This is a genomic window from Vibrio sp. (assembly GCF_984391705.1).
On the sequence record NZ_CFHWOM010000013.1, the window covers coordinates 26,150 to 52,003 of the forward strand.

General features: G+C 45.4%; 23 protein-coding genes. 16 read left to right on the plus strand and 7 right to left on the minus strand.

Translation table 11 applies throughout. The features are described from left to right. The first annotated feature begins 82 nt into the window (after positions 1–82). Positions 83–1,117 (plus strand): NAD(P)H-dependent glycerol-3-phosphate dehydrogenase, encoded by a 1,035-nt coding sequence (gpsA, locus tag AC4MRV_RS10125; RefSeq protein ID WP_491187224.1) that lies wholly within the window; start codon positions 83–85, stop codon positions 1,115–1,117. A gap of 60 nt (positions 1,118–1,177) precedes the next feature. Then, entirely contained in the window at positions 1,178–1,999 is an 822-nt protein-coding gene (cysE, locus tag AC4MRV_RS10130; protein WP_491187225.1) for a serine O-acetyltransferase, read from the plus strand. A gap of 63 nt (positions 2,000–2,062) precedes the next feature. On the opposite strand, the gene AC4MRV_RS10135 is transcribed toward cysE, so the two are convergent. Then, a complete protein-coding gene (locus AC4MRV_RS10135; protein WP_491187226.1) occupies positions 2,063–2,602 on the minus strand; it encodes a PadR family transcriptional regulator in 540 nt (179 codons plus the stop codon). On the opposite strand from AC4MRV_RS10135, the gene AC4MRV_RS10140 reads away from it, so the two are divergent. Further along, positions 2,601–2,741: a hypothetical protein gene (locus AC4MRV_RS10140; protein ID WP_491187227.1), complete on the plus strand. Its 141-nt coding sequence runs from the start codon at positions 2,601–2,603 to the stop codon at positions 2,739–2,741. The genes AC4MRV_RS10135 and AC4MRV_RS10140 overlap by 2 nt on opposite strands. A gap of 305 nt (positions 2,742–3,046) precedes the next feature. On the opposite strand, the gene ppc is transcribed toward AC4MRV_RS10140, so the two are convergent. Both ppc and argE read right to left on the minus strand, forming a co-directional pair. Continuing rightward, positions 3,047–5,683 (minus strand): phosphoenolpyruvate carboxylase, encoded by a 2,637-nt coding sequence (ppc, locus tag AC4MRV_RS10145; protein WP_491187228.1) that lies wholly within the window; start codon positions 5,681–5,683, stop codon positions 3,047–3,049. Between the two features lie 217 nt (positions 5,684–5,900). Next, positions 5,901–7,040 carry an acetylornithine deacetylase gene (gene argE / locus AC4MRV_RS10150; protein ID WP_491187229.1) on the minus strand — a complete coding sequence of 380 codons (1,140 nt, stop codon included), beginning with the start codon at positions 7,038–7,040 and terminating at the stop codon, positions 5,901–5,903. A 152-nt stretch (positions 7,041–7,192) separates the two neighbouring features. Between argE and argC the strand changes: the two genes are divergently transcribed. From argC to argH, 4 genes are all read left to right on the plus strand, one after another. After that, entirely contained in the window at positions 7,193–8,197 is a 1,005-nt protein-coding gene (argC, locus tag AC4MRV_RS10155; protein ID WP_491187230.1) for an N-acetyl-gamma-glutamyl-phosphate reductase, read from the plus strand. A 38-nt stretch (positions 8,198–8,235) separates the two neighbouring features. Continuing rightward, positions 8,236–9,030, plus strand: coding sequence for an acetylglutamate kinase (gene argB, locus AC4MRV_RS10160; RefSeq protein ID WP_491187231.1), 795 nt, complete (start codon positions 8,236–8,238; stop codon positions 9,028–9,030). Positions 9,031–9,135: 105 nt separating this feature from the next. Then, on the plus strand, positions 9,136–10,350 hold the full coding sequence (locus tag AC4MRV_RS10165) for an argininosuccinate synthase (RefSeq protein ID WP_159739501.1): 1,215 nt from the start codon (positions 9,136–9,138) through the stop codon (positions 10,348–10,350). A 247-nt stretch (positions 10,351–10,597) separates the two neighbouring features. Beyond that, positions 10,598–12,472 carry an argininosuccinate lyase gene (gene argH, locus AC4MRV_RS10170; protein WP_491187232.1) on the plus strand — a complete coding sequence of 625 codons (1,875 nt, stop codon included), beginning with the start codon at positions 10,598–10,600 and terminating at the stop codon, positions 12,470–12,472. A 172-nt stretch (positions 12,473–12,644) separates the two neighbouring features. On the opposite strand, the gene AC4MRV_RS10175 is transcribed toward argH, so the two are convergent. Then, positions 12,645–12,899, minus strand: a complete 255-nt coding sequence (locus AC4MRV_RS10175) for a DUF3624 domain-containing protein (RefSeq protein ID WP_491187233.1) — start codon at positions 12,897–12,899, stop codon at positions 12,645–12,647. 67 nt (positions 12,900–12,966) lie between these two features. On the opposite strand from AC4MRV_RS10175, the gene AC4MRV_RS10180 reads away from it, so the two are divergent. Continuing rightward, complete coding sequence (locus AC4MRV_RS10180; protein WP_038141263.1) at positions 12,967–13,314, plus strand: RidA family protein; 348 nt, start codon at positions 12,967–12,969, stop codon at positions 13,312–13,314. Positions 13,315–13,377: 63 nt separating this feature from the next. On the opposite strand, the gene AC4MRV_RS10185 is transcribed toward AC4MRV_RS10180, so the two are convergent. Next, positions 13,378–14,850 (minus strand): dihydrolipoyl dehydrogenase, encoded by a 1,473-nt coding sequence (locus tag AC4MRV_RS10185; protein ID WP_491187234.1) that lies wholly within the window; start codon positions 14,848–14,850, stop codon positions 13,378–13,380. Between the two features lie 188 nt (positions 14,851–15,038). Continuing rightward, positions 15,039–15,767 (minus strand): redoxin family protein, encoded by a 729-nt coding sequence (locus AC4MRV_RS10190; protein ID WP_491187235.1) that lies wholly within the window; start codon positions 15,765–15,767, stop codon positions 15,039–15,041. Between the two features lie 168 nt (positions 15,768–15,935). On the opposite strand from AC4MRV_RS10190, the gene oxyR reads away from it, so the two are divergent. Continuing rightward, entirely contained in the window at positions 15,936–16,844 is a 909-nt protein-coding gene (oxyR, locus tag AC4MRV_RS10195) for a DNA-binding transcriptional regulator OxyR (RefSeq protein WP_491187236.1), read from the plus strand. A gap of 81 nt (positions 16,845–16,925) precedes the next feature. On the opposite strand, the gene AC4MRV_RS10200 is transcribed toward oxyR, so the two are convergent. Continuing rightward, on the minus strand, positions 16,926–19,454 hold the full coding sequence (locus AC4MRV_RS10200) for a penicillin-binding protein 1A (RefSeq protein WP_491187237.1): 2,529 nt from the start codon (positions 19,452–19,454) through the stop codon (positions 16,926–16,928). Between the two features lie 137 nt (positions 19,455–19,591). Between AC4MRV_RS10200 and pilM the strand changes: the two genes are divergently transcribed. From pilM to aroB, 7 genes are all read left to right on the plus strand, one after another. Beyond that, positions 19,592–20,587 (plus strand): type IV pilus assembly protein PilM, encoded by a 996-nt coding sequence (pilM, locus tag AC4MRV_RS10205; protein ID WP_491187238.1) that lies wholly within the window; start codon positions 19,592–19,594, stop codon positions 20,585–20,587. Then, entirely contained in the window at positions 20,577–21,164 is a 588-nt protein-coding gene (locus AC4MRV_RS10210) for a PilN domain-containing protein (RefSeq protein WP_491187239.1), read from the plus strand. Before pilM ends, AC4MRV_RS10210 begins: the two co-directional genes overlap by 11 nt. Further along, on the plus strand, positions 21,157–21,747 hold the full coding sequence (locus AC4MRV_RS10215; RefSeq protein WP_491187240.1) for a type IV pilus inner membrane component PilO: 591 nt from the start codon (positions 21,157–21,159) through the stop codon (positions 21,745–21,747). Before AC4MRV_RS10210 ends, AC4MRV_RS10215 begins: the two co-directional genes overlap by 8 nt. Beyond that, complete coding sequence (locus tag AC4MRV_RS10220) at positions 21,737–22,249, plus strand: pilus assembly protein PilP (protein WP_491187241.1); 513 nt, start codon at positions 21,737–21,739, stop codon at positions 22,247–22,249. Before AC4MRV_RS10215 ends, AC4MRV_RS10220 begins: the two co-directional genes overlap by 11 nt. Positions 22,250–22,264: 15 nt before the next feature. Next, positions 22,265–23,974, plus strand: a complete 1,710-nt coding sequence (locus tag AC4MRV_RS10225; RefSeq protein ID WP_491187242.1) for a type IV pilus secretin PilQ — start codon at positions 22,265–22,267, stop codon at positions 23,972–23,974. 176 nt (positions 23,975–24,150) lie between these two features. Continuing rightward, positions 24,151–24,669, plus strand: coding sequence for a shikimate kinase AroK (gene aroK, locus AC4MRV_RS10230; RefSeq protein WP_491187243.1), 519 nt, complete (start codon positions 24,151–24,153; stop codon positions 24,667–24,669). Positions 24,670–24,694: 25 nt separating this feature from the next. Continuing rightward, positions 24,695–25,783 (plus strand): 3-dehydroquinate synthase, encoded by a 1,089-nt coding sequence (gene aroB, locus AC4MRV_RS10235; protein ID WP_491187244.1) that lies wholly within the window; start codon positions 24,695–24,697, stop codon positions 25,781–25,783. Positions 25,784–25,854: the final 71 nt, after the last annotated feature.

Below are 25,854 nucleotides of genomic sequence, written 5' to 3' on the forward strand. Positions count from 1 at the left end.
CTAGAGTTGAGCTTTCAGCGTCTTACTTACTAAGGCGATGACAACTGGATTCTAGTCACTTACATGACAATCAGGCGGAACAATGACAGATAAAAATACCAACAATGCCTACGGAAAAGAGATTTCAATGACAGTGCTTGGAGCCGGATCTTACGGAACCTCTCTGGCGATTTCTTTAGCTCGTAATGGTGCGAACGTAGTGATTTGGGGTCACGAGCCGGAGCATATGGCTCGCTTAGAAGCTGATCGAGCTAATCATGAGTTCTTACCTGGCATTGATTTCCCAGAAAGCTTGATCGTTGAATCTGATCTGGAGAAAGCGGTACAAGCAAGTCGAGATCTATTGGTGGTTGTACCTAGCCATGTGTTCGGTATTGTATTGAATAATGTTAAGCCCTTTTTGCGCGACGATACTCGCATATGTTGGGCGACGAAAGGTTTAGAGCCAGAAACAGGCCGTTTGCTTAAAGATGTTGCTTATGACGCATTAGGTGAGGGGTACTCACTTGCAGTATTGTCTGGGCCGACATTTGCCAAAGAGCTTGCGATGGGGATGCCAACGGCTATCTCGGTCGCTTCACCTGACGCTGAATTTGTGGCGGACCTGCAGGAAAAAATTCACTGTAGTAAAACATTCCGAGTTTACGCAAACAGTGACTTTACGGGTATGCAACTTGGCGGTGCAGTGAAGAACGTTATTGCGATTGGTGCCGGCATGTCAGATGGTATGGGTTTTGGTGCCAATGCTCGTACGGCGTTGATTACTCGTGGACTCGCTGAAATGAGCCGACTGGGGGCTGCCCTTGGTGCACAGGCGGAAACCTTTATGGGTATGGCCGGCTTAGGTGATTTGGTACTGACGTGTACTGATAACCAGTCCCGTAACCGCCGCTTTGGCTTAGCCTTAGGGCAAGGTAAGGATGTGGATACCGCACAAGAAGAAATTGGTCAGGTTGTCGAAGGCTATCGTAATACCAAAGAAGTCTTTTTACTGGCGGAACGCATGGGCGTTGAGATGCCAATTGTTGACCAAATTTATCAAGTATTGTATCAAGGAAAAGATGCACGTTTGGCGGCCAAAGATTTGCTTGCACGCGATAAGAAAGCAGAAGCATAAGAGTCAAACTGGTAAAGAAAGATCGTATCTAGCGACAAGGATTGGATACTAGGAAAGCACATGAAACATTGCGAAAAACAGAACGTTTGGCAAGCGATTGTAAGAGAAGCGCGAGAGCTCTCGGAACAAGAGCCAATGTTAGCAAGCTTTTATCATGCGACAATCATTAAGCATGATAGCCTTGCTTCAGCATTGAGCTATATTCTTGCCAATAAGCTTAACACCGCGTCTATGCCAGCCATGGCGGTGCGTGAAGTGGTTGAGGAAGCCTTTAATGCAGACCCGAAAATTACGGAAGCTGCGGCTTGTGACATCTGTGCGACGGTCAATCGAGACCCAGCGGTCGCAATGTACTCAATGCCGTTACTCTACTTGAAAGGTTACCACGCCCTGCAAGGCTATCGTGTCGCTAACTGGTTATGGAAGCAGGGTCGAGTAGCATTAGCTACTTATCTACAAAACCAAATATCCGTTGCGTGTCAGGTAGATATCCACCCAGCAGCGCGTATTGGTCGAGGGATCATGCTGGACCATGCGACAGGAATTGTGATCGGTGAAACGGCAGTGGTGGAAAACGACGTTTCGATTCTTCAGGATGTAACACTAGGTGGTACAGGTAAAGAATGCGGCGATCGTCACCCGAAAATTCGCGAAGGTGTGATGATTGGTGCTGGGGCTAAAATTCTCGGTAACATCGAAGTCGGTGAGGGCGCTAAGATTGGCTCTTGTTCAGTGGTTCTACAGCCTGTGCCTGCTCACACAACCGTTGCTGGTGTGCCAGCTAAAATTGTCGGCCGTCCAAAAACAGACAAACCCTCTTTGGATATGGATCAACAGTTTAACGGCAAGTCACAAAGCTTTATTGGTGGCGATGGTATTTAGAGCCCGATTTCAAAAAACAAAAAAGGTTGGCGATGGCCAACCTTTTTTTATTTCTACTGAAACTTAACCTAACTCTGCAAGCTCGGTTAGGACTTCATCCGCCCATTCAATCCAAGCCTGGCGAACCAAAAGGTTGCGACGCAAAGTCAAACGCTCAAGACGCTGCTGCTTATCTAGCGTAGAAGGCGTTGAATAGTACGCGCTTTCAATTTCTTGGTAGTGAGTAACAAGCTTGCGAGATTCTTCAACAAGCTCTGCAAGTTGCACTCGGTAAGGTGCGGATGGTTGTACTGCGCAAGCCATCAATTTAGCTGAGAACTCATCACGTACTGTTGGGTGTGCTGTTGGTTGGTCGAACCATTCACCAAGCGCTGTACGGCCTGCGTCAGTAATGGAGTAAACTTTACGATCTGGCTTACCTTCTTGAGGTTCAAGAACACAAGTAACGAGCTCGTTTTGAGCCATCTTGTTTAGCTCACGATAAACTTGCTGGTGGCTTGCTTTCCAGAAGTAGCCGATAGTTGCCGAAAATTCTTTGGTGATATCATAGCCAGTAGCATCGCGTGTGCTTAGTACTGTCAGGATAACGTGTGGTAATGACATGTCTTCAATCCAAATGGTCAATAAACTCAAAATACGACTGCTTAGTTACTGTTGTGCTTCTATGGCACTTAATGATCAGTGGAATACCGAAATGGTAATCTTTAAGCAGCGCCAACATATGCTGGCCATGTCACCTTAAAAAAGCCGTTTATCACCTAGATCGAAACACGAAGGAATCGAAGATACTGTATGGTAGGAATTGTTATATACATACAGTGGACGAGTAGTATATCTAAATAATAAGCATAAAGTGGAATAGAAGGACAAAATATACCAAAAAACTGATAATTTTCTCAATAATTGTATTTTTTGGTATTAAAAACTGCATTGTGGTAATTCCTGTCTTTTGGGTGGTTGTTTTGTCTGCTTATTAATTGACCGGTAGATGAGAATAAAAAAGGGTTAGCTTAAAGCCAACCCTTTTATCGTCCGTCTTTGGAAATATTAACCGGTGTTACGCATACCTGCAGCGATGCCAGCAATAGTCACCATCAGCGCTTCTTCAAGCTCTTCTGTTGATGATTCTTCACTTTGACGAGTTCGGTGAAGTAGCTCGGCTTGCAGCATGTTCAATGGCTCAACGTAGATATTACGTAAGCGAATTGATTCTTGTCCCCATGGGTCACTCTGCATCAAGTTCTCATTGTTCTCTACGTTAAGAACTGATTTGATGTCTTGTTGCAGTTGTTCACGAAGACGATCACCCAGTGGTTGCAACTTGTTCTCTACAAGACGTTCATCGTAGTAGCGAGAGATTTCCATGTTGCATTTGGTGTAAACCATCTCAAGCATACCTAGGCGCGTCGAGAAGAACGGCCACTCGCGACACATCTCTTCAAGCAACGCTTGGTGACCTTTGTCGACAGAGTATTGAATGGCTTCACCAGCCCCTAACCATGCAGGAAGAACCAGACGGTTTTGGCTCCAAGAGAAGATCCATGGAATTGCACGCAGGCTTTCTACACCGCCATTTGGATTACGTTTTGCTGGACGTGAGCCTAGTGGTAGTTTACCTAGCTCTAGCTCAGGTGTTGCTTGACGGAAGTAAGGAACGAAGTCAGGTTCACCGCGTACGACACTACGGTAGGCATCACAGCTTACTTCAGATAGTACATCCATCAGATCACGCCACTCTTGTTTTGGTTCTGGTGGCGGTAGAAGGTTCGCTTCTAAGATGGCGCTAGCATATAGATTGAAGCTGTTTACTGCGACATCTGGTAAACCAAGCTTAAAGCGGATCATTTCACCTTGCTCAGTCACACGCAGGCCACCTTTTAAGCTCTTAGGTGGTTGAGATAGCAATGCAGCGTGAGCTGGTGCACCACCACGGCCAATCGTACCGCCGCGGCCGTGGAATAACGTTAATTCCACACCTTCTTCTTCAGCAACCTTAACCAGTGAGTCCATCGCGTGGTACTGGGCCCAGCCTGCCGACATTACACCTGCATCTTTTGCTGAGTCAGAGTAACCAATCATAACCATCTGATGGTTTTGGATAAACCCGCGGTAAAGGTCAATACTCATCAGCTGCTTAATCACTGACTCTGCATTATTCAAGTCGTCTAGCGTTTCGAACAGTGGACAAACGTCCATGCGGTAAGGGCAGCCAGATTCTTGGAGCAGTAGGTGAACGGCGAGTACATCTGAAGCCGTGCGAGCCATGGATATTACGTAAGCACCAAAGGCTTCACGAGGTTGAGCTGCCACAATCTTACAAGTGTCTAGCACCTCTTTGACTGCTTCTGACGGCTCCCAATCACGAGGAAGCAGAGGGCGTTTAGACGCGAGTTCATTAGTTAGGAAGGCAACTTTGTCTTGCTCACTCCATTGGTCATAATCACCAATACCTAGGTAGCGAGTTAGCTCAGAGAGAACATCTGAGTGACGAGTGCTTTCTTGGCGAATGTCTAAACGTACTAGGTGGACGCCAAACGCTTTGATGCGACGCAATGTATCCAATAGAGATCCATCGGCAATAATACCCATACCGCATTCATGCAGTGATTGGTAACACGCATATAGAGGCTCCCAAAGTTGCTCTATACGTTGTAGAGGCGCTTTAACTGCCAGTTTTTGACCGTGAACTTTTGCGTCGAGAATTTCTTTGGTTTCGTTAAGTAGGTTACGTAACTCTTTTAGAACTGCGCGATAAGGTTCGTGCTCGTCTTCACCTGCTAACGCGCGAATTGTATCGTTACACTGCGTCATCGACAGTTCGCTAACTAGTTCGTTGACATCGTTGAGGTAAAGGTCTGCTGCTTTCCAGCGAGAAAGGAGCATAACCTCACGTGTTACAGTGTGAGTGACAAATGGGTTGCCATCGCGGTCACCACCCATCCATGATGAGAAGTGGACTGGGCGAGCGTCAATTGGGAGACCTTCACCTAAATAATCTTTTAGGCGACCATCCATTTCACGTAGGAAGTCAGGCACTGCTTCCCATAGGGAATTCTCTACCACGGCAAAGCCCCATTTAGCTTCATCAAGTGGCGTTGGGCGCTGTTTGCGGATGGTATCTGAGTGCCAGCTTTGAGCGATTAATTGCTCCAAGCGACGTTCTGTTTTTTGGCGTTCCTTAGCTGAGAGATCGCCTAATTCAAGCTTTGAAAGACACTCGTTGATCTTAACTAACTTGTTGATCATGGTACGGCGAGTGATCTCAGTTGGGTGTGCTGTCAGTACTAGCTCAATATTGAGCTCACGCACAGCTTGGGCCGTATCAAGCTTGCTAATGTCATTCTGACTAAGCTTAGAGAATAGCGTGTTCAGAGAATCTGGTTCACAGACGTGAGCATCACAATGACGAGAGATAGTGTGGTACTGCTCTGCCATATTGGTCAGATTGAGGAACTGGTTAAAAGCATGTGCAACAGGAGTGAGTTGCTCATTAGGTAGGTTCTTGATTTCCTCAATCAGGCTGTCACGATCAGCTTGATTACCAGCTAGGGCGGACTTGGAAAGCTTACGAATTGTTTCTACTTTCTCTAGAAGTTCTTCACCATGGGCATCCTTGATGGTGTTGCCGAGCAAGTGTCCTAGCATGCTCACATTGCTTCTTAGAGCAGAGTATTTCTCATTCATTGTCATCCTGCCTTGTAAAAAAATTACATCCAATGTTCTTTTGTTAAGCAAACAATCTAGCGAAAAATGTCGTCCGGAGTCAATTATCGCATGCAAAGTTTGCAAATATTATGAAAATGAATGTAACCCAAGTACGCAACAGATTGATGTGAAGTGTGCTGAAAATTTATTACAAAAAGGGCTAACATCGTCATGTTAGCCCTGTGGTTGTTCGTGTTTAATTAAAACAATACCGATGCATAGCTTTAGACAAAACATCGATGGTCGGATCAATAAATTCAAACGCTAAGAACTCATCGGGTTGATGAGCTTGGTCAATAGACCCTGGGCCAAGTACGAGTGTAGGACAAAGCTGCTGTAGAAAAGGCGCTTCGGTACAGTAGTTGACGGTTTCTGAGTCAGTACCGCATATCTCTTCTACACTGCCGATAAACGGATGGTTGTGCTCACATTCGTAGCCCGGGATAGGTTCATGTAATGGAGTGATGTCAATACGGCCCGGCCATTTCGCTTCAACCTCCTTAAGCGCGCCTCTTAGCATATTGTCTAAACCATCTAAACTAATGCCTGGTAATGGGCGCACGTCGTAGTGCAATTCACAGCAGCCACAAATTCGGTTAGCACTGTCACCTCCGTGAATATGGCCCAAGTTGAGGGTAGGACTTGGAATCGCAAAACCAGGGTGATGATACTCTTTGATTAACTTGTCACGTAGCTGCATTAAGGCAAACAGCACTTCATGCATGATTTCGATAGCATTGACACCCAGTGCAGGATCGGATGAGTGTCCGGATCGCCCTGTGACTCTTACAGCGTTGGCAACATGCCCTTTGTGGCCACGAATTGGCACTAAGCTTGTAGGTTCTCCAATGATGCAGTAATCCGGCTTAAATGGTGCATTTTCAGTAAAGTGGCGAGCACCAAGCATGGTGGTTTCTTCATCACAGGTGGCCAAGACATAAAGAGGTTTAGTTTGCTTGCTCCAATCGACTTTCTTGACGGCTTCTATAATAAAAGCAAAGTAGCCCTTCATATCCGCCGTACCCAAGCCGTAGAATCGGTTGTTTGCTTCCGTTAGTGCGTGTGGGTCGAAATTCCATTGCCCTTCGTCAAATGGCACGGTGTCGCTGTGACCAGCGAGCAACAGGCCGCCTTCACCAGACCCCTTCTTAGCTATCAGATTGTATTTTCCTGATTCAACCTCTGTGAGTTCGACTTGGAAGCCCACATCCTTTAACCATCCGGCAAGTTTCTCAATAACTTGCGCATTACCTTCATCCCAACTCGGGTCGGTCGAGCTAATAGAAGAGGTAGAAATTAGGCCTTGATAGACCTCTTTAAAACTCGGCAATTGCATATTTAGTTTGCTTTCCCTGTTGACATAAATCAATTTAGAAGGTAAAACACATAATAAATCACTTTTAATGAATAAAAAACCATTAAAAGCCATGTTTTGGTAAATTTGTAGTCACTCACTAAGTGGCGTTTTTATAAGGAATGGATGTCGAAATGCTGAAAACCACAATCATTGGCGCGAGCGGTTATACCGGAGCTGAGCTAGCGCTTATGGTGCAAAAACACCCACAACTTACGCTAACAGGTTTATATGTTTCCGCCAATAGTGTTGATGCGGGTAAAAGCATTTCCGAACTACATCGTAAACTTGCTGGAGTGATTAACGAGCCAGTTCAGCCACTTAAAGATGTCGAGTCCGCAGCAAAAGCGTGTGATGTTGTCTTTTTGGCTACAGCACACGAAGTGAGCCACGATCTGGCTGCTCAGTTTTTAGAGCAAGGTTGTCAGGTATTTGATCTTTCAGGAGCATTTCGCGTTAAGAAAGAGGGCTTTTACACCGAGTTTTATGGTTTTGAGCATAAGTATGAAGATTTGTTGGATAACTCCTCATACGGTTTGGCGGAGTGGAATGCCTCAGAGATCAAGCAAACTCAGCTTGTTGCTGTGCCGGGTTGCTACCCAACAGCGTCTCAGTTAGCGATCAAACCATTGATCGAGAAGCAACTCTTAGACCCAGTGCAGTGGCCGATTATCAATGCGACAAGTGGTGTTTCAGGAGCAGGAAGAAAAGCGACGTTGGTCAACAGCTTCTGCGAAGTGAGTTTGCAACCATACGGAGTGTTTAATCATCGCCATCAACCTGAAATTGCTAGCCATCTGGGCCGTGATGTGATTTTTACACCACATCTGGGCAATTTCAAACGCGGTATTTTAGCGACTATCACAATGAAGTTGGCAAAAGGTGTGACAGAGCAGCAAGTGGCACAAGCGTTTACTGAAGCATACGAAAACAAACCTGCGGTACGTTTATTAGAATCGGTATTGCCATCGATTCAAAATGTTGAAAATTCACCTTTCTGCGATATTGGCTGGAAGGTTCAGGGTGAGCACGTCATCGTAGTATCGGCGATTGATAACTTACTCAAAGGTGCATCAAGTCAAGCGATGCAGTGTTTAAACATCCACTACGGATTTCCAGAGTTAACTGCCCTTATTTAGGCATGAAGACGCTTAAGCAAGTAGGTAAAGGGACGAGTATGACAGATAACAAACAAACTCCATTAGTGATCAAATTAGGCGGTGCAGCACTGTCTTGTACTGAGACTCTTAGCCAAGTATTTGGTGCGATAGCCAATTACCAAAAGCAAGCTCAGCGACGAATTGTGATCGTCCACGGAGGAGGTTATCTGGTGGACGATCTAATGGCTCAACTGCAACTTAAAACGGTTAAAAAAGATGGCTTGCGAGTCACGCCGTATGAGCAGATCCCTGTGATTGCAGGTGCTTTGGCGGGAACCGCAAACAAGATGCTTCAAGGTCAAGCGATTAAAGATGGCTTAAACGCAGTAGGGCTATGTCTAGCCGATGGTGGTTTGTGTCATGTGGAAGAGCTAGACCCAGAGCTCGGTGCGGTAGGGAAGGCAACTCCGGGAAATTCTATGGTATTGCAAGCGATTCTAGAAAGTGGATCTTTGCCTATCATCAGCTCAATTGGTTTGACGGCTCAAGGGCAGATGATGAACGTTAATGCGGACCAAGCAGCAGTGGCAGTTGCAGGTGCCCTCGACGCGGAACTTGTACTGCTCTCTGATGTGAGTGGTGTATTGGACGGTAAAGGACATTTGATTAAGAGCTTAAATGAGCAAGAAGCGCAAAGCTTAATTCAAGGCCATGTCATTACAGATGGAATGATCGTGAAAGTGAACGCCGCACTGGAGGCCGCGAACGATTTAGGACGCCCAATTGAAGTCGCGACATGGCGTTACCCAGACAAGCTGGTGGAGCTGTTCGCAGGTAAAAGCATTGGAACCCAGTTCCTACCAAAGCAGTAATAAAGAATTGATTGTGATGCACAGAGCATCACGATAGACAGAATAACTAGGATGTAACCCGTAGCACTGACCGCCAAGCGCAGCGCCGGGATTTGGAGAAAGAAAATGAGCAAAGTTCAAGTAAATAAAGTAGTTGTCGCATACTCTGGCGGTCTAGATACATCAGTAATCATTCCATGGTTAAAAGAAAACTATGATTGTGAAGTAGTGGCATTCGTTGCTGATGTTGGCCAAGGTGAAGAAGAGCTAGAAGGTATTGAGGCAAAAGCGAAAGCGTCTGGCGCATCTGAATGCTATATCGCAGACCTAAAAGAAGAGATGGTGGCAGATTACATCTACCCAACGCTGAAAACAGGTGCTTACTACGAAGGCAAATACCTGCTAGGTACGTCAATGGCACGTCCTATCATTGCCAAAGCTCAGGTTGAAGTCGCGCGTAAAGTGGGGGCTGATGCTCTTTGTCATGGTTGTACAGGTAAAGGTAATGACCAAGTACGTTTCGAAGGCGCTTTTGCTGCCCTAGCACCAGACCTACATGTTATTGCGCCATGGCGTGAATGGGATCTAGTTAGCCGTGAAGAGTGTCTAGATTACCTTGCTGAGCGTAACATTCCATGTACCGCGTCACTAACTAAGATCTACTCGCGTGATGCAAACGCATGGCACATCTCAACGGAAGGTGGCGTGCTTGAAGATACTTGGAATGCACCTAATGAAGATTGTTGGGCTTGGACGGTTGATCCAGAACAAGCTCCAAATGAAGCGGAAACCGTCACTCTGAAAGTAGAGAAAGGTGAAGTGGTTGGTGTTGATGGTGAAGCAATGACACCATACAACGCGCTAGTGTACCTGAACGAGAAAGGCGCTAAGCACGGTATTGGCCGTATCGATATCGTAGAAAACCGTCTAGTCGGCATGAAGTCTCGTGGTTGTTACGAAACTCCTGGTGGTACCATCATGATGGAAGCACTACGTGCCGTAGAGCAGCTAGTATTGGATAAAACAGCCTTTGAGTTCCGCGAAGAGCTTGGCGTAAAAGCATCTCACCTAGTTTATGATGGCCGTTGGTTTACGCCACTATGTAAATCTATCTTGGCCGCTTCAGAGGAGCTGGCTCAAGATGTGAATGGTGAAGTTGTGGTTAAGCTTTACAAAGGCCAAGCAACAGTGACGCAAAAACGTTCAGAAAACAGCTTGTACTGTGAACAGTTTGCGACCTTCGGTGAAGATGAAGTGTATGATCAAAGCCATGCTGAAGGCTTTATCCGTCTTTACTCACTATCAAGCCGTATCCGTGCACTAAACAGTCAGAAAAAGTAATCACTTTATTGTATGAATTCAAAAAGCCCACTTGCTTGCAAGTGGGCTTTCTTGTTGTTGGAGTAAAGAATCGTGATTGATAAAATTACTTTGAATAAATATGTAAAAATAATGAATTAATACTTTATTTTTAATTTGATTTGCCGTAACTTTGAACCATCATAAAATACTGAATTAAATTCAGAGTCTTTTTAAGCAATGTAGCTACTAGTACAAATAGTGAGCACTGGTGATCAGGAGATACGCGATGGCATTATGGGGCGGAAGATTTACCCAAGCGGCAGATACGAGATTCAAAGACTTTAATGACTCATTGCGCTTTGATTACCGATTGGCTGAACAAGACATTGTAGGCTCTATCGCTTGGTCTAAGGCGTTGCTTTCGGTCAATGTACTAACGGAAGAAGAGCAACAAAAACTCGAATTAGCCCTTAACGAACTCAAACTTGAAGTGATGGAAGATCCACATCAGATTTTACGTTCTGATGCAGAAGATATTCACTCTTGGGTTGAGCAGCAGCTTATCGGAAAAGTGGGTGACTTGGGTAAGAAGCTTCATACAGGCCGTTCACGTAATGACCAAGTTGCTACTGATCTAAAATTGTGGTGTCGCCAGCAAGGGCAGCAACTTCTTATGGCACTCGATCGTTTGCAGTCGCAGATGGTTTCTGTTGCTAAAGTTCATCAAGATACAGTTTTGCCAGGTTATACCCACTTGCAGCGCGCTCAACCTGTTACTTTCGCTCATTGGTGCTTGGCTTATGTTGAAATGTTTGAGCGCGATTACTCGCGTTTAAGTGACGCGATTCATCGTTTAGATACCTGCCCTCTTGGCTCAGGAGCTTTAGCTGGCACCGCTTACCCAATGGATCGTGAAGAGCTTGCGCATAGCCTTGGCTTCCGTCGTGCGACTCGTAACTCTCTTGATTCGGTGTCTGACCGTGACCATGTGATGGAGTTGATGTCGATTGCGTCGATCTCCATGCTGCACCTCTCTCGTCTTGCAGAAGATATGATTTTCTATAACTCGGGCGAATCGAACTTCATCGAACTAGCAGATACAGTAACGTCCGGCTCGTCATTGATGCCACAAAAGAAAAACCCAGATGCGCTAGAACTTATTCGTGGTAAGACTGGCCGTGTCTACGGTTCACTTGCTGGCATGATGATGACGGTAAAAGCCCTGCCTCTTGCTTACAACAAAGACATGCAAGAAGACAAAGAAGGTTTGTTTGATGCGCTTGATACATGGAACGACTGTATGGAAATGGCCGCACTTTGTTTTGATGGTATCAAAGTAAATAGCGAGCGTACCCTTGAGGCGGCGAAACAAGGCTATGCCAATGCAACAGAATTGGCTGACTACCTAGTTGCGAAGGGGATTCCATTCCGCGAGGCACACCATATTGTTGGCGTTGCTGTAGTGGGGGCAATTGCTAAAGGTTGTGCACTGGAAGAATTGTCTATCGCTGAGCTAAAAGAATTCTCAGAGGTGATTGAGGAAGATGTGTATGACATCTTGACGATCGAGTCCTGTTTAGAGAAGCGTAGTGCATTAGGTGGTGTGTCACCGAAGCAAGTGGCGCATGCGGTTGAACAGGCTGAATCTCGTTTGACCCAGCGTGATACGTCGACTGTGAAAGTTCGCCCGGCACGCTTGACGGATATTGAAGCGCTTGAAGGTATGGTGACTTACTGGGCGAATATGGGTGAAAACCTACCTCGCTCGCGGAATGAACTGGTGCGTGATATTGGCTCGTTTGCAGTCGCGGAGCATCATGGAGAAGTGACTGGCTGTGCGTCACTGTATGTGTATGACTCTGGCTTGGCGGAAGTGCGTTCACTCGGTGTGGAAGCGGGATGGCAAGGTCAAGGGCAAGGCAGTGCGATTGTGCAGTATTTAGTTGAGAAAGCACGTCAGATGGCGATTAAGAAAGTGTTTGTTCTTACCCGCACTCCTGAGTTCTTTATGAAGCAGAGCTTCTTACCAACATCTAAGTCACTATTGCCCGAAAAGGTGCTAAAAGATTGCGAACAATGCCCACGTCAGCATGCGTGTGATGAAGTTGCGTTAGAGGTGAATCTTGTTGAAAAATCGATCGCTCGATCTAATGTGGCGTAAGTTACTGACTTGAAAGGTGTTCAAAAAAAGATCAAAAAAGATCGTTTAGTTTGGGAACCTTTTGGAAAAAGCTCGGTCTATTAAAGTACCACTGCTTTTTCTTAGAAGAATCTAAGAGAGCCCCAAAGACAAAATGTCTTTGGGGCTTTTTTTATGCTTCTGCTTTGCTTCGCTAGTGTTTATTTTTATTGCGTTTTTGCCAAGGAATGATGACAAAGCGCATCCATAAGTGAAGCGCCAATAAAGCATTAAAGGCAAACCCTGCCATCAATAGCGCGATAGACTCAATACTTTTTGGGTTATCTCTATACAGAAACCACCATACGATCCAACACAGTACGGAAAGGACGGTGAGTTGATCCATACAGCGTTTACAGCGGCCAATCTTTTGCCAAAACCAATTATCTTTGCAGTAGGGACATGTCATGATGGTACGAATTAGGTAACATTGTGTGTCTATTAGAATATCGCAAACCAATGAGAAAGTGAGAAAAATGATCGAACGCCAACATACTAAGCAACGCATGAGTCGAATTGTGAAACATAACGGCACTATCTACTTGTGTGGCCAAGTTTGCGCTGATGCGACCCAAGGGATTACAGAGCAGACGCAAACTATGCTAGATAAAGTAGAACAGCTGCTCATTGAAGCGGGTAGTGATAAAGAACATATGTTATCTGCGACCATCTACCTAAAAGATATGCAGGATTTCCAAGCGATGAATGCCGTATGGGATGCTTGGGTACCAGAGGGACATGCTCCAGCTCGAGCTTGTGTCACGGGTGATATGGCACGTGAAGCGCTATTGGTTGAGATCTCAGTGATTGCAGCTGAAAAATAATTTCATCATCTTATGCTAGAGACAAAAACGAGCCACTTGGCTCGTTTTTTCTTTTTAATCCTATTAACAACCAGGACCACAGTCTAAGCAATGCTTGATCATTTCTGGGCCTAAATGCAGCTTCGCATTTAGATCACGCAGTGCAGTACGAACTCCTTCCTCTATCACAGGGTGGTAGAAAGGCATATCCAGCATTTCAGACACGGTCATTTTATTTTGATGTGCCCAAGCCAATAGGTGGGCTAAATGCTCCGCGTTTGGCCCCATCATCTCTGCGCCTAAGAAGCGACCCGTACCTTGTTCACCGTAGACATGCAAAATACCTTTGTTACGCAGCATCACGCGAGAGCGACCTTGGTTTTCAAATGAAACTTCTCCTGTTGCAAAACAGCCGCAGTTACCCAAACGTGTCGTTAACTGTTTGTAAGTTTCCCCAACCAAAGCAATTTGTGGATCAGAGAAAACGGCAGAAATAACTGAGCGACGAAGGCCCGCGCGAATATCCGGGAATCGACCTGCATTGTCACCTGCGATACGTGCCTGATCCGCAGCTTCATGCAGTAATGGAATCTGGTTGCTTGCATCACCCGCGATAAAGATATTCTCAACCGACGTTTGCAGCGTGTAGTACTCGGCTGTCGGAACACCGCGTTCATCCAACTCAAGCGTTGTATTCTCAAGACCTAGCTTATCGACATTAGGGCGACGTCCTGTTGCAGCCAATACATAGTCCACGACAAGCGTTTCTAATTCGCCATCATGGTTGATGAACTGAATCTCGACTTTATCGTTCTCACCTTCTTGCAGTGAAGGGATGCGTTTCATGCTCTCTACCTTGACGTCGGCATCTAGGTAGAACTCTTCTTTGAATGCTTTATCTGCGTAAGCCATGACGTCTGGATCAGTCAGTGGACCTACTTGACCACCAAGACCAAACAGTTTCACTTTTACACCTAGGCGGTGCAGCGCCTGGCCAAGTTCTAAACCAATCACACCTGGGCCAAAAACGGCAACAGATTCTGGCAGGTCATCCCAATCAAACACGTCATCGTTGATGACAAGGCGATCGCCTAGTTCATTCCAAATACCAGGGTAAGCAGGGCGAGAACCTGTCGCGATAACAATGCGTTTAGCACGGATCTGTGTGTGGTCATCGACTATCAAGGTGTTGTTATCAATGAATTTTGCGTAGCCAGACACTTTGTCTTGAGACGGTATTTCATCAACACCCTCAAGCACGAAGCCGACGAAACGATCACGCTCGCGTTTAACTCTGTCCATTACTTCACGGCCATCAATGACAATCTCACCTTGAGGGTGAATACCGAAACCAGGTGCTTTTTCAATTTGATGTACACTTTCTGCTGCAGCTATGAGTAGCTTTGACGGCATACAACCGACACGTGCACACGTTGTGCCGTATGGGCCACCTTCAATCATCACAACGCTGTCTGTGTGAGCTTTTGCCGCGCGATAAGCGCCTAGACCTGCAGTACCACCACCGATAATGGCAACATCGACATTTAACTGTTTCATAATGGGTTCTCGCTTATTTTCGCCAAGCAAGCTGAGGGAGCAACGCTTGGATAAGTGAATTTAGTATCAATCTAGATAAGTGGTGAGACGGTTTGGAGATCACTACTTATCTAGACTCTAGTCAGAAGTGTTTAAAGTGTCCCCCGGGTCACGAAGACACCGGGAGACTGAGGGTTGGGTTTAGATGTTTAGCCTAGGTACGCTTCTAGCTCTTCGCTACCGCCGATGTGTTTGCCACCGATGAAGACTTGAGGAACCGTTGCTCGACCTGTTACAGCTCGTAGACTGACGGTTGTCGCATCTTTACCCAAAATCACTTCTTCGTATTGAAGACCGTGGTCAATGAGATTTTGTTTCGCTTTCATGCAGAAAGGACAGCCAGGTTTAGTGAATACAGTGATCGACTCTTGCGTTTTGTAGTCTGGTGCAATGTAGCTCAGCATGGTGTCCGCATCTGACACTTTAAACGGGTCACCAGGTTCGTTTGCTTCAATGAACATTTTCTCCACCACGCCGTTTTTTACTAACATGCTGTAGCGCCATGAACGTTTACCAAAGCCTAATTCGTTTTTATCAACTAGCATGCCCATGCCGTCAGTAAAGTCACCGTTACCGTCAGGAATAAAGGTAATATTCTCTGCTTCTTGGTCCGCTTTCCACGCGTTCATTACAAATGTGTCATTGACTGATAAACACAGGATTGAATCCACACCGTGCTCTTTGAACACTGAGAATAATTCGTTGTAACGTGGTAGGTGACTTGAAGAGCACGTCGGAGTGAACGCGCCTGGCAAGCTAAATACAATCACAGTTTTGTCTTTAAACAAGTCATCAGTGGTTACATTAACCCATGCGTCACCTTGGCGAGTTGGGAAAGTAACTTGTGGAACGCTTTGACCTTCTTTCGATACGAACATGATAGTTTCCTTTATGATTTTACTAAATTCTTTGGTGAGTCTTATCAGTAAGTTGACTGTGCTCTGTTTCGATGAAGTTATTATTAAAGAAATTCTTTGATAGCTCTAATCGTTTAATGCTATGGTTTTGATAGATTCTTTCTATCTTACAGTGGGAGATAACCAACAATGAATATTCGGGACTTTGAATACTTAGTAGCGCTTGCAGAGCATAAGCACTTCCGAAAAGCGGCTGAAGCGTGTTTTGTAAGTCAGCCGACACTAAGTGGCCAGATTCGAAAACTAGAAGATGAATTAGGGACCGCATTGTTGGAGCGAAGCAGTCGTCGTGTTTTGTTTACCGACGCAGGCTTGCAGTTGGTGGATCAAGCAAAACGTATTTTAACGGAAGTGAAAACCTTCAAAGATATGGCGAGTGGTCAAGCTGGAGAAATGGTTGGTCCGATGCATATTGGTTTTATACCCACCGTTGGCCCTTACTTGCTGCCAAAAATAGTGCCGATGATGAAAGAGCAGTTTCCCGAGTTGGAGCTTTTTTTACATGAAGCGCAAACCCATCAGTTAGTTAGGCAGCTTGAAGATGGCAAGCTTGATTGTTTGGTATTGGCGTCTGTTGCTGAAACAGAGCCGTTTAAAGAGATTGAAGTGTACAACGAAGCAATGAGCGTCGCTGTTCCATGTGATCACGAGTGGGCAAGTCTAGAAGAGATTGAGATGCTTGAGTTGAATGGACGAACAGTATTAGCACTTGGTGATGGTCACTGCTTACGCGACCAAGCTTTGGGCTTTTGTTTTGCGGCAGGCGCACAAGATGATGAGCGTTTCAAAGCAACCAGCTTAGAAACGCTACGCAATATGGTTGCGGCTGGAGCGGGCATTACACTGTTGCCACAACTTTCGCTGCCAAGAGAAAAAGAGAAAGATGGAGTGTGCTACGTTCGTGCGATTAACCCAGTACCATCGCGCAGCATCGTTTTGGTATATCGACCAGGCTCTCCGTTACGTGCTCGATTTGAACAGTTAGCAGAAGCGATTAAGCAGCAACTTTCTAATATTGATTTGGCGAAAGCTAGCTGATTGGTATTAAGACGCGGCAATTAGACAAAAGAAAAGAGGCTGATGTTTTGCATCAGCCTCTTTGCGTTATAACCCTAATGATTAGAACAGCTCTTCACTACCGTCTTCAGAGGTATAGATGCTGTCAGTGATCTCATTGGTTATATACTCGGTTGGTTCGGTACCTTCAGCAAAGTACTCAAACATCGAGCTGCCATCAAACTTATTAGTAAGTAGCCCTGAATCACGATCAATGCGCACGCGAACAATATGAGGTGGAATGACCTTGCTGACTTGAGGCGTACCATCTAGAGCATCACGCATAAAGTCAACCCAAGCTGGTTGCGCAGTTTTTGCCCCCGCCTCAGCACCGGAAGTCTGGCCTTTACCTAGGTTGCTATTAGGTGTCGTACGGCCAAGCTTACGAGTGTGATCGTCGAAACCTACCCAAGCAACCGCGACCATGCCTGGTCCATACCCGTTATACCACGCATCTTTCGAATCATTAGTAGTACCGGTTTTTCCACCTATGTCGCGACGTTCTAGTTTCTGAGCTCGCCAGCCAGTCCCGTTCCATCCGGTGCCTTCACGCCAGTTACCACCGCCCCAAATATTGCTATACATCATTTCACGCATCAAGAAAGCGGTCTGCTCAGAGATGACCTGAGGCGCGTATTGAGGTTCATCTGATGCATCAATGGTGACATCCTGTTCTTGGAACTCATTTTCTTCCGCGATAATCTCTGTTAGTTCACAGTCTTGGCGGCAAATAACTTTTGGCGTTGCTTCGAACTCTAAATCACCAAATGGCCCTTCCACTTTACTGATGTAGAAAGGTTCCACATAGTAGCCACCATTAGCAAACACAGAGTAACCTTGCGCCATCTTCATTGGTGTTAAACTGCCAGCACCCAAGGCGATAGTTTCAGAACGAGGCAGTTGGTCCATATCAAAACCAAAGCGTGTTAAATATTGGCGCGTCTCATCCAGACCCACTTCACGAAGAACGCGAACGGCCATAACGTTTTTAGATTGCGCTAAGCCAATACGAAGACGTGTTGGGCCGACGTATGTCGGTGGTGAGTTTTTCGGACGCCACGCAGTACCTTGACTCTGATCCCACTGGTTAATTGGTGCATCGTTAATTAGGGTTGCAAGTGTGAGTCCCTTATCGATTGCTGCAGAGTAAATGAATGGTTTGATACTTGAACCAACTTGACGCACAGATTGGGTCGCACGGTTAAACTTGTTATGGACAAAGTTGAAACCACCCACTAGCGCCAGAACAGCACCGTTTTCTGGGTTCATTGCAGTGAATGCTGTGTTGGCGTTTGGCACTTGGCTTAACTGCCACGTTAGTACTGACTCTTCATCCTTTGTGACATGTTCTACTTGGCGTACCCAAACCTGTTCGCCGACCGCTAGAACGTCAGAGGCGGATTTAGGAGCAGCGCCTTGGCGATCATCATTAATGAATTTTCGCGCCCATTTGATTCCATCCCACGCTAAAGTTTGGCTACCTTGGCCTTTAACGACAACCGTAGCTTGCTTAGTCGTTACGTCGGTAACTACTGCTGGAACTAGCTGACCGTAGCTTGGCACTTTACGTAGAGTTTTGTTGATTTCATCTAAGTCGAAAGCAGGTTGGTCTGCTTTCCATAGGACTTTCTCTGCACCGCGGTAACCATGTCGTTCGTCGTAAGCGATAAGGTTGCTAATCGCAGACTTATTTGCCGCGGCTTGCAGTTTTGAATCTACCGTAGTGTAGATGTTCATCCCCGATGTATATGCTTCCTCTTCACCGTAGCGAGCAACCATCCAAGCTCGTGCTAATTCAGCGACATATGGCGCACTCAACTCGATTTCTGCACCATGGTAACGGGAAACAATCTCTTCAGCGCGAGCCTGGTTATATTCCTCTTGAGTAATGTACTTCTCGTCTAGCATACGTAACAAAACGACGTTACGACGATTAGTTGCACGATCAACAGAGTAAATAGGGTTCATGGTAGACGGTGCTTTTGGCATCCCCGCTAGCGTAGCAATCTCGCTCAAAGTCAGATCGTTAAGCTCCTTACCAAAATAGGTTTGCGCTGCTGCGCCGAAGCCGTAAGAACGGTAGCCGAGAAAGATCTTGTTGACATACAACTCCATAATCTCTTGCTTGCTTAACAGCTGTTCAATATGGATAGCAATAAAGATCTCTTTAATCTTACGCATGATTTTCTTCTCATTAGATAAGAAGAAGTTACGCGCAAGCTGCTGGGTAATTGTACTGGCACCTTGTTTCGCCGAACCTGACATCGCAACTACGACGGCTGCACGGGTAATACCAATAGGGTCGATACCAGGGTGATCATAGAAACGGCTGTCTTCAGTCGCGATTAAGGCTTCAACAAGATGTTGTGGAATCTCATCATAGCTAACAGGTATACGACGTTTTTCACCAAACTGTGAGATCAGTTTGCCGTCTTGGCTGTACACCTGCATAGGCGTTTGCAGCTTTACGTCTTTTAAGGTCGCTACATCTGGTAGCTCTGGTTTGACATACAAATAGAAGCCGAAAATTGTACCGACTCCAAGAATCATGCAAACCAGTGTGAAAATGAACAATCGCTTTATGAACTTCACCGGAGAATCCCTGATTAATTAGGTTCACTATATGCAAACCCTTGTACTTTAAGCTAAAACCTTAGCTCGTCTGGTTAATGTGCGGTAGAAACCATCAATTTACGAAAATAGAGCTAAGCAACAGCATGGAGCAAAGCATGGGTAAATCTCTAGTTATTGGCGTTGATATCGGTCACCACAGTATTAAAGCGGTCGCTCTCAAACCCTCAAAAAGCACATTTACACTTGTGAGTTACCAAGAGTTGCCAATCGAAGCCGACATTTTCACTGATAACCATATGTTAAATTATCAGAAAATTGTAAAGAAACTCAAAGAACTAAGGAAGTCCTTACCGCTATTTAGTCGCAAAGTTGCGTTAGCTATACCAGACAATGCTGTAATAAGTAAGGTTTTACAAATAGATAGCGAACTAGAAGCTCAAGAGCGAGAGTATGCAATCTTTCAGGCATTTGCCCACCAGTCCCCATTTCCGGTTGAAGAACTTAATCTCGATTTTGTTCATTTGAACCAATCTAGCTCGACTCAACCGATGAGTAGTTACCAAGTTTATGCGACCAAACGAGAGGTCGTAGAGAGCCGTATTCAAGCGGTGACCAAAGCCGGTTATCAACCAGTGTTACTTGATGTTCAAGCCCATAGTTTGGTTCATATTTGGCAGATGGCTTCTCGAACCCAACATAAGTTTGATTGGTTGCTGGTAGATGTTGGACTGAGTCAGACATCCGTTTGTATGGATTTACAAGATAAAGCGCCTTTTTGTAAAGATATCGCCTTAGGTACTCAGTTGATTGACTCTGAAGCTCAATTTGATCATCTCATTCATGGTAGCACCGAGCGTTTCATTTTTGCGTTGGTCGAGAAGTTGCAACGCAGTATTCAGTTGCTAACGTCGGTTCATGGAGTTGCTGTCCGGGGCATCTGGCTCTCTGGCGGTGGTGCAGTTACCCCAATGCTAGCTGAAGAGATTGCTAGGCGACTTGGTATCGAGTGTGAACTGTTCAATCCGTTGAATTTATTTGAAGCGCGCAATGCTAAGAATGCAGCCAATTATTCGAGTGGTCACGTCTATACCACAGCTGCGGGACTAGCTTTGCGAGGATTAGACTGGCTGGAGCAAACTCATGCTGCATAGTGTTAATTTACTTCCTTGGCGAGAGCAATTGCGCGATCGTCATAAACATCGATTTCTTAGTATGCTCGCGATCGGCATCATTATCGCTGTCGGGATTCAATGGGCGGCTGCGAGTTATCTTCAGCAGCAGACTCAGTCGCAACAAGCCCGACTCAACTATCTTAATTCGTACATCGCTCAGTTAGATAAACGGATCAATGATCTTAAGCAGGTAGAGCAAGAGCACAAAGCTCTACTAACGCGGCTTTCCGTGGTTGAGAAGTTACAGAATCACCGTAATAAAACCACCGATTTTATGAATGCCCTTCCGTTGCTTATTCCTGAAGGTGTGTACGTCGATAAGATCAAAATGAATGGTTTACAAGTTCGAGTATCCGGAATCAGTGATACCACCTCTAGATTAGCAACCATGCTAGATAACTTAGAAAGTTCCACTCACATTCGTAACGTCGAAATGCACTCAATTGTGCACGATAAGCCGCGCTTTGGTAAAAAGTTCCAAACCTTCAATGTGTCGTTCTCTTTTGTTGTGCCAAGACCTCTAGCGAACTTAGAAGGAGATAAGCAGGATGGCTAACTACAACGACTTAGACATTGAAGAAATGGCGGAGTGGCCTTTATTGCCGCAGTTAGTGGTGATTGTTTTACTAGGGTGTTTGGTTCAAGCCGCGGGCTATTGGTTTTATCTTAAGCCTAAAGTGGAGCATATCGAGACACTGCGTCAACAAGAACAAACATTGAAGTCCACTGCCACTATCAAGGCAAACAAAGTGGCGACGTTACCTAAATTGCAAGCGCAACTCGATGAGCTCTCCGAACGCTATGACTACCTATCTCGTCAACTGCCAGTGCAAAAGGAATTGGCTTCAATGCTGGCTTCTGTCAATGAGGTTGGCTTAAAAAATTCGCTCACTTTTACACGTATTGATTGGGGGCAAAAGCAGAATCAAGAGTTCCTCTATCGTTTGCCGCTTAATATCGAACTCACGGGAAACTATCACAGTATTGGTGACTTTAGTCAGGCTATCGCCGAGTTGCCACGCATCATTAATTTTGACGACATAGATTGGCAGCGGGTCAGCCAAGAGAGCAGTACGCTCCACTTCCGGGTAAGAGCTTATACCTACCAGTTTAAACCGGAGGTGGAAGATGAAAAATAATTGGTTAGTACCGATAGTGATTGCGGCTCTGGCGGGGTGCCAAGCCAATGAAGATTCGTTGGACGGTTTCATTACGCAAGTAGAGCAGAAAGCGAGGCAAGATGTTGTCGATCTTAAGCCAGTACTTGACTTTGAGGTGTCTCATTATCAATCACATCAGCAGCGTGAACCTTTTGTACTCCCCCAAGCGGCATTAGTCCTCAATCAACCTATCGTAAAAGCAGATTGTTGGCAGCCGAACGAGCGCCAAAAAACAGGGCAGCTGGAGCGTTTTCCTCTTAGTAAATTGCGCCTAAAAGGTGTCATGGGCAGTGGCGGTCGAGTTTCTGCTCTGGTGCAAACGCCGGAGGGTAATGTCGTGAAAGTAAATTCTGGCCAGTACATTGGTCTAAATAACGGTAAGGTCGCTTATGTGGCCGAAAGCTATCTAAAAATAAATGAAACCCTTCCCGATGGATTAGGTTGTTGGAATAAACGTAGCGTTAAGTTGGCGCTTAAGTAGGGACCACTTTTTGAAATGATAGGATTAATACAGTCATTGAGCTTTGTGCTCCAAACCGTGTTGGCTATTGGGGGAGGGTTGTTTCTTTCGACTAGCTTTGCTGATGAACAATCACTGAACCAATTGGAAAGTATCGATTTCCGAGTCGATTCTCAGCACAACGGCAAAATTGTGGTCGAGTTAGCGACGCCACATGTCGCGGTAGATATCCATAAGGCTCAAGAAGGGTTAAGCATTGAATTAATGGATACGTCAGTAACTGATGACAAACTTTATTTGTTGGATGTAAAAGACTTCGCTACCAATGTCTCTTCTATCGAGGTGTTCCGGAAAAACGATAGGGTCATCTTGCTCACCGCAGTAGAAGGAGAGTATGGCTATGAGTATCACCTAACAGGCAATTATCTAGAAGTGTTGGTGACCAAGCCGCACCCAAAACAGAAGCCGAAAGAGAAGAGTATTCTTGAAAAGAGTGACAAGAAGATATCAATCAATTTCCAAGACATTCCTGTTCGGAACGTGCTGCAGTTAATTGCCGACTACAACGACTTCAATTTGGTGGTCTCTGACTCGGTTCAAGGTAGTTTAACACTTCGTTTAGATGGGGTGCCTTGGCAGCAGGTACTTGATATTATCCTTCAGGTAAAAGGCTTAGATAAGCGTATCGATGGCAATGTGGTTTTGGTTGCTCCAAAGGCTGAATTGGATTTGCGTGAACAGCAGATGCTGGAAAAATCGCGTCTTGAAGAAGAGCTTGGCGATCTTAGCTCTGAGATTATCAAAATTAAGTTTGCTAAAGCATCTGAAATTGCAGACATGATTGGTGGCGATGGTGCGTCGAGTATGTTGTCAGAGCGGGGCTCATTAACCGTTGATGAGCGAACTAATGCGTTGTTAATTAGAGATCTTAAAGAAAACATCGATGTGATTCGTGACATCATTGATACGTTAGATATTCCGATAAAGCAGGTTCAAATTGAAGCTCGTATTGTCAGTGTCAATGAAGGGAATCTTGATGAGCTGGGTGTGCGTTGGGGCTTTACCTCAACCAATGGTAACAATACAGTTGGTGGTTCAATTGAGAGTAACCTTTTCCAAGCAGGGCTGCTGGAAGGAGATAACTTACCTGTAGATGATTTTCTCAACGTTAACTTAGCGGCGACGTCTGCGAATGCCTCCTCGATTGCTTTCCAGGTCGCAAAGCTAGGCTCTGATATGCTGTTAGATTTGGAGCTGTCCGCTTTACAGCGTGAGTCGAAAGCAGAGGTCATTTCAAGCCCTCGTTTAATTACGACCAACAAGAAGCCGGCGTATATTGAGCAAGGTACTGAGATTCCCTATTTGGAGTCTTCGTCTAGTGGGGCGACCACGGTGACATTCAAAAAAGCGGTACTGAGTTTGAAAGTGACCCCTCAGATTACCCCTGATAATCGCTTAGTTCTTGATTTAAATGTTACCCAAGACCGACCTGGTGATGTGGTGAAAACAGGAACAGGGGAAGCGGTAGCGATTAATACTCAGCGAATTGGCACTCAAGTGCTGGTGGATAATGGAGAAACCGTCGTGTTAGGCGGGATATTCCAGCACAGTGTGACGGATACGGTTGATAAAGTGCCTTTACTCGGAGATTTACCTTTATTGGGGGCGCTATTTAGGCGTTCTTACCAGCAAATGGGTAAAAGTGAACTGCTTATTTTCGTCACTCCAAAAGTGGTGATTCAGTAAGAATTGGCGACTTTAAAAAAATAAATTTGCATTAGTGGCACCATATCTAGATAATTTCGGGTCTTATCACGAATTATCTGTGAGGAATCGGTGCCACAAGCATCTTCATCGCTAGTTATATACTGGCATTTCTTGTGGCGATGTCATTGAATTAACGTTGTAAATTACTGCTAAACATGGCTGAGAAACGCAATATTTTCCTTGTTGGCCCAATGGGTGCCGGCAAAAGCACAATCGGTAGACACCTAGCTCAACAACTTCACATGGAGTTTGTTGATTCTGATACCGTTATTGAAGAACGTACAGGCGCAGATATCGCTTGGGTATTTGACGTAGAAGGTGAAGAAGGCTTCCGTGATCGCGAGGAAAAAGTGATTAACGACCTAACCGAAGAGCAAGGTATCGTACTTGCTACAGGTGGTGGTTCAATCAAGAGCAAAGAAAACCGCAATCGCCTTTCTGCACGCGGCATCGTTGTGTACCTAGAAACAACGATTGAAAAACAACTTGCTCGTACTAACCGCGACAAGAAGCGCCCATTATTACAAACTGATAATCCACGTGAAGTGCTAGAGTCTTTATCTGAAGAGCGCAACCCACTTTACGAAGAAATTGCGGATTACACAGTACGTACAGACGATCAAAGTGCAAAAGTGGTAGCCAACCAGATCGTAAAAATGCTAGAAGAACGTTAAGACTTTTAGCAATTGGAGAATACCCATGGAACGGATTACGGTCAGCTTAGGCGAACGTAGCTATCCAATCTCAATTGGTGCCGGATTATTTACTGATCCGGCCCACCTTTCTTTCTTAGCGGAAAAACAAAAAGTGGTGGTGATTTCTAATGTCACTGTAGCACCACTCTACGCTAATAAAATCCTCTCTCTTTTAGACCAGTTAGGTTGTGATGCATCACTGCTAGAGCTACCTGATGGTGAGCAATACAAATCTCTAGATACGTTCAATACCGTAATGAGTTACTTACTTGAAGGTAACTTTGCACGTGACGTCGTAGTGATTGCACTAGGCGGTGGCGTGATTGGAGATTTAGTCGGTTTTTCAGCGGCTTGTTACCAACGCGGTGTGGATTTTATTCAAATCCCAACAACGCTTTTATCTCAGGTTGACTCATCGGTTGGCGGAAAAACGGCAGTAAACCACCCGTTAGGTAAAAACATGATTGGCGCTTTTTACCAGCCAAAAGCGGTAGTGATTGATACGGATTGCTTGAAGAGCTTACCTGAACGTGAGTTTGCCGCTGGGGTTGCTGAAGTGATCAAGTATGGCATTATTTATGATCAGGACTTCTTTGTTTGGTTAGAAGACAATCTAGATAAGTTGTACGCGTTGGACGAGGCGGCTCTAACTTACGCTATTGCTCGTTGCTGTGAAATCAAAGCAGAAGTGGTGGCACAGGATGAGAAAGAATCCGGTATCCGAGCGTTGTTAAATCTTGGCCATACTTTTGGTCATGCCATTGAAGCAGAGCTTGGTTATGGCAATTGGCTTCATGGTGAAGCGGTCTCATCAGGAACTGTGATGGCAGCAAAAACAGCCCAGCTACAAGGCCTTATTTCAGAACAGCAAGTTGATCGAATTGTTTCTATACTGAAAAGAGCTCAACTGCCTGTTCATACGCCAGAACAAATGAGCTTCGAAGACTTTATGCGTCACATGATGCGAGACAAAAAAGTCTTAGCAGGTGAGTTAAGACTGGTTCTTCCAACTAGCATAGGTACGGCGGACGTTGTCAAAGGCGTGCCTGAATCCATCATCAAGCAAGCAATTGATTTTGGGCGTGATATTTAATCTTATCTTGGTGTGATGCCAACCCAGAAAACGGGTTAACAATTCGTTGTTCAAGCCGCTGAGTTGGTATC

Excerpts from the sequence above, each read along its gene's own strand:
- AC4MRV_RS10165 (WP_159739501.1), top strand. The coding sequence starts at position 9,136 with ATGAGCAAAGTTCAAGTAAATAAAGTAGTTGTCGCATACTCTGGCGGT.
- aroK (WP_491187243.1), top strand. The coding sequence starts at position 24,151 with ATGGCTGAGAAACGCAATATTTTCCTTGTTGGCCCAATGGGTGCCGGC.
- AC4MRV_RS10135 (WP_491187226.1), bottom strand. The coding sequence starts at position 2,602 with ATGTCATTACCACACGTTATCCTGACAGTACTAAGCACACGCGATGCT.
- aroB (WP_491187244.1), top strand. The coding sequence starts at position 24,695 with ATGGAACGGATTACGGTCAGCTTAGGCGAACGTAGCTATCCAATCTCA.
- gpsA (WP_491187224.1), top strand. The coding sequence starts at position 83 with ATGACAGATAAAAATACCAACAATGCCTACGGAAAAGAGATTTCAATG.
- AC4MRV_RS10140 (WP_491187227.1), top strand. The coding sequence starts at position 2,601 with ATGTCTTCAATCCAAATGGTCAATAAACTCAAAATACGACTGCTTAGT.
- AC4MRV_RS10185 (WP_491187234.1), bottom strand. The coding sequence starts at position 14,850 with ATGAAACAGTTAAATGTCGATGTTGCCATTATCGGTGGTGGTACTGCA.
- ppc (WP_491187228.1), bottom strand. The coding sequence starts at position 5,683 with ATGAATGAGAAATACTCTGCTCTAAGAAGCAATGTGAGCATGCTAGGA.
- AC4MRV_RS10175 (WP_491187233.1), bottom strand. The coding sequence starts at position 12,899 with ATGACATGTCCCTACTGCAAAGATAATTGGTTTTGGCAAAAGATTGGC.
- AC4MRV_RS10210 (WP_491187239.1), top strand. The coding sequence starts at position 20,577 with ATGCTGCATAGTGTTAATTTACTTCCTTGGCGAGAGCAATTGCGCGAT.
- argH (WP_491187232.1), top strand. The coding sequence starts at position 10,598 with ATGGCATTATGGGGCGGAAGATTTACCCAAGCGGCAGATACGAGATTC.
- AC4MRV_RS10180 (WP_038141263.1), top strand. The coding sequence starts at position 12,967 with ATGATCGAACGCCAACATACTAAGCAACGCATGAGTCGAATTGTGAAA.
- cysE (WP_491187225.1), top strand. The coding sequence starts at position 1,178 with ATGAAACATTGCGAAAAACAGAACGTTTGGCAAGCGATTGTAAGAGAA.
- oxyR (WP_491187236.1), top strand. The coding sequence starts at position 15,936 with ATGAATATTCGGGACTTTGAATACTTAGTAGCGCTTGCAGAGCATAAG.
- AC4MRV_RS10190 (WP_491187235.1), bottom strand. The coding sequence starts at position 15,767 with ATGTTCGTATCGAAAGAAGGTCAAAGCGTTCCACAAGTTACTTTCCCA.
- argB (WP_491187231.1), top strand. The coding sequence starts at position 8,236 with ATGACAGATAACAAACAAACTCCATTAGTGATCAAATTAGGCGGTGCA.
- AC4MRV_RS10215 (WP_491187240.1), top strand. The coding sequence starts at position 21,157 with ATGGCTAACTACAACGACTTAGACATTGAAGAAATGGCGGAGTGGCCT.
- AC4MRV_RS10220 (WP_491187241.1), top strand. The coding sequence starts at position 21,737 with ATGAAAAATAATTGGTTAGTACCGATAGTGATTGCGGCTCTGGCGGGG.
- argE (WP_491187229.1), bottom strand. The coding sequence starts at position 7,040 with ATGCAATTGCCGAGTTTTAAAGAGGTCTATCAAGGCCTAATTTCTACC.
- pilM (WP_491187238.1), top strand. The coding sequence starts at position 19,592 with ATGGGTAAATCTCTAGTTATTGGCGTTGATATCGGTCACCACAGTATT.
- AC4MRV_RS10225 (WP_491187242.1), top strand. The coding sequence starts at position 22,265 with ATGATAGGATTAATACAGTCATTGAGCTTTGTGCTCCAAACCGTGTTG.
- argC (WP_491187230.1), top strand. The coding sequence starts at position 7,193 with ATGCTGAAAACCACAATCATTGGCGCGAGCGGTTATACCGGAGCTGAG.